General features: G+C 67.5%; 1 protein-coding gene. It reads right to left on the minus strand.

Translation table 11 applies throughout. The features are described 5' to 3' along the window. The coding region (locus FBZ90_RS28020; protein ID WP_186456084.1) for a beta strand repeat-containing protein at positions 1–4,020 on the minus strand (4,020 nt) is incomplete at both ends.

Raw genomic sequence — 4,020 nt, forward strand, 5'->3', positions numbered from 1 at the left:
GCCGATGCTGCCGGCGTTGGCCACGCCCACGCCGCCCGTCATGACCCCCAGGGTGCCCCCGAGAGTGCCCAGGGTGCCGTTGAGGATGGAGCCGATGGTGCCCAGGTTGCTCAAGGCCGCCGTGGCGCCCAGCAGCGCGCCGCTGTTGGTGAAGCTGCCCAGGCTGCCCGTCGCCGCCACGTAGACCGCGTTGCCGGCGTTGATGGTGCCGCTGTTGCTGAGCGTTCCCAGCGTGCCGCCGACGTAATCGTTGATCCCGGCCAGGTGGAGGCTGTTGCCCCCGACGCTGCCCGTGACCTCCATGCCCGTGACGTCGCTGCTGTAGCTCAGGCCGGTGTAGCTGGAGCCGGCGCCGCCCGCCACCAGGGCCACGGTGTCCCCCACGCCCGCGAGCATGTTGAGAGTGCCCGGCACGCCCGTGGCGACGATGGTGCCGCCGCTCAAGACGGCGGCGCCGCTGACGGCCAGCCGGGCGCTGCCGTACGCCACCTGCAAGCTGCCCGCCGATTGCTGGTAGGTGCCGGTGACACCGACGATGGTGGTCAGCCGCACATTGGCGCCGCTGTTAACCAGGATGCCGGTGCCGACATCGACCTGGTCGTTCAGCAGCAGATTGCCGCTGGCCAGCACCACATTGGCGCCGGTGCTGATGATCGTGCCGATGCCGGTCTGGCCGGTCAGCGTGCCGACCACTGTGCCGCTGCCGCCGGTGAAGACCAGGGCGTTGGCGCTGCTGTTGACCACGTTACCGGCGATGACGCCGCTGTTGGCGATGGTGCCGATGCTGCCTGTATCGGCGACATACAGCGCCGTGGCGCCGGTGATCGTCCCACTGTTGGCGATGCCCCCGATGCCATGGACATCGTAGATGGCCGTGGCACCGGAAATGAGACCTGAATTCGTGATGCTGCCGATGCTGCCATAGTTATACAGCGCGGAGCCGGTGCGGCCGATAAGGGTGCCGCTGTTGGCGACGGAGCCAATGCTGCCCCTCCAATTGATGAGGGCGGTTTTGGCCGATATCAAACCCGCATTGGCGATGGCGCCGATGGTGCCATAGTTGAAAACACCCACCGTTTGGCCCGAGGCGGTGCCGGTGTTGGTAAACGTCCCGATGGAGCCACCCTGGGCGTTCAAAACGCCGTTAAAAGCACTCGATAAGACAGCGGTGTTGGTCAACGTCCCGATACGGCCGCTGTTCCTGACCGCGTAGGAACCGCCGGTTATGGTGCCGCCATTGGTGAAGTTGCCGATGACCCCCTTGTTATTCACACCGAAAGTCTGGCCGCTCAACACGCCGCTGTTGGCCAGGGTGCCCAGGGTGCCGGTGCTGGCGACATAGAAGGCGGTGTTGACCCCGGCGATGGTTTGGGCGTTGACCACGGTGGCCACGCTACCGCCGATGTAATCGTTCACCGCCGTCAGCACCAGGTCGACGTTGGACCCGATGGTGGTGACGCCGGTGCCGATGGTCAGGCCCGTGATGCCGGAGGCGACGGTGACGCCGGTGTAGCTGGAACCCGCCCCGCCCTGGACCAGGACGACGCCGGTGGACGCGCCCACGACGTAGTTCTGGGCGGCACTCACGCTGGCGCTGATGACGCCGCCGCTGATGCTGGCGATGCCGGTGACCGAGGCAGACAGGGTGCCCAGGGCCAGCGTGCCGCTGGCCTGGCTGTAATTGCCGGTGATGACCAGGTTGTTGGCCAGGCTCAGCGTGGCGCCGGCGTTGACCACCGTATGGCTGCCGACATCAATCGCGTCGGCCAGCACCTGGGCGCCGCCACTGGCGAAGACGACGTTGCTGGCGGTGTTGGTGAGGGTGCCGCCCGTCAGGGTGCCGCCCGCGCCGCCGATGACCAGGTCGGCCGCCGTAAGGTTGACGATGTTGCCGCTGATGGTGCCGGTGTTGGCCAGTTGGCCCAGGGTGGCGCCGGCGCCGTTGTACAAGGCCGTTGCCCCCGACAGCAGGCCGGAGTTGGCCAGCAGGGCGATGGTGCCCGTGTTGCGGATGCCGATGGCGCCGCTGGAAACTTGGCCGCTATTGACGAACAGGCCAACCGCGCCGGCGTTGTTCACGCCACTGGTGGCGCCCAGCAGCGCACCGTTGTTGGTGAAGCTGCCCAGGCTGCCCGTCGCCGCCACGTAGACCGCGTTGCCGGCGTTGATGGTGCCGCTGTTGCCGAGCGTCCCCAGCGTGCCGCCGATGTAGTCGTTCAGCCCGGCCAGGTAGAGGCTGTCGCCCCCGACGCGGCCCGTGACCTCCATGCCCGTGACGTCGCTGCTGTAGCTCCGGCCGGTGTAGCTGGAACCGGCGCTGCCGACCACCAGGGCCACGGTGTCGCCCACGCCCGCCAGCATGTTGAGGGTGCCCGGCACGCCCGTGGCGGCGATGGTGCCGCCGCTCAGAACGGCGGGGCCACTGACGGCCAACTGCCCGGCGCCATAGGCCAGCGACAGCGTGCCCGCCGATTGCTGATAGGCGCCGGTGACGCTGATCAGCGTGCCCAGGCGCAGCGACGCGCCACTGTTGACCAGGGTATTGCCGGTGACATCGACGTTGTCGTTCAGCAACAGGTTGCCGCCGCCCAACACCACGTTGGCCCAACCGGTCAGTTGGCCTCGGCTGGTCAGGTCGTGGCCCGTCAGTGTTCCCACGGTGGCGCCGGTGCCGCCCATGATGGTCACGACGCCGCCCAGGAGGATGCTGCCGGCGATGGTGCCGCTGTTGGTCAAGCCCCCCAGCGTGCCAAAGTCCCTCAGCGCCTTGTCCGCCTGGATCAGGCCGCTGTTGATCAGCGTACCGACGCTGCCCGCCAAATACAGGGCGGAACTGCCGCTGCCCGACGTGCCCAGCATGACACCGCTGTTGACCAGCGTGCCGACGGCGGCCCCATTGTCCAAAAGGACGGCGACGTACCGGCCTTGGATGGTGCCGCTGTTGTTCAACAGGCCCATGCTGCCGGAATTGCGCACGGCGAAGTAGGAACTGCCGATGACGCCGCTGTTGCTCAACATTCCGATGGTGCCACCAGAACGGTTCTGCACGGCACTGCCGCCGGTGATCGTTCCCGTATCGGTGTTGGCCAGCAGGCCGATGGACCCAAGGTTGGCCACCGCGCCACCGAAGCCGGCGGATAGCGAGCCGCTGTTCGTCAGGGTCCCGATGGTGCCGGATACCTCGACATGCACGCCATTGGACGACCCCGTGATCGCGCCCACGGTATCGTTCACCAGCGTGCCGATGACACCCGTGACATAGACCCCGCCGCCGGAGTTGCCGCCGCTCAGGAGGCCGTTGTTGACGAAGGTGCCCAGGCTGCCGGCGCTGGACACGTACAGCCCATATTGCACCCCACTGATGGTGCCGGTGTTGCCCAGGCTGCCCAGACTGCCGCCGATGTAGTCGTTGGCGGCGGTGACCGCCAAGTCGACGTTGGACCCGATGGTGATGACATTGGCGGCGATGGCCAGGCCGCTGACGCCGGAGCCCAGGCTGGCGCCGGTGTAGTTGGAGCCCGCCCCGCCCTGGACCAAGGTGCCGCCAACCTGGCCCGCCAGGTAATTGCCGGTGGACGACAGGCTGGCGATCACCGCGCCGCCGGTGATGCTGGCCGCACCGCTGACCATCAGGCCGCCATTGGCCAAGGCCAGCGTACCCGTGCTTTGGCTATAGTTGCCGGTGATGGTCAGGGGGCTGCCCAGCGTGAGGGCGGCGCCACTGTTGACCACCGTGTTGCCGCCGACCGTGATCTGATCGTTCAGCAGCAGGTTGCCGCTGGCGAAGACTATGTTGGCGGCGGGGCTGTTGATCGTGCCGATGCTGCCGTTCAACCCGGTCAGCGTCCCCACCGTGGTGTCTGCGCCGCCGGTGAAGACCACGGCGCTGCCGTAATTCGTCACATTGCCGGCGATCACGCCGCTGTTGGCGATGGTGCCGATGTCGGCATAGTTGGCGATGGCGCTCACGCCGCCGCTGATCGTGCCGCTGTTGGCGATGGTGCCGACGCCGGCAAAGTT

It is taken from the genome of Nitrospirillum pindoramense, assembly GCF_007827955.1.
Taxonomy (GTDB): Bacteria; Pseudomonadota; Alphaproteobacteria; order Azospirillales; family Azospirillaceae; genus Nitrospirillum; species Nitrospirillum amazonense_B.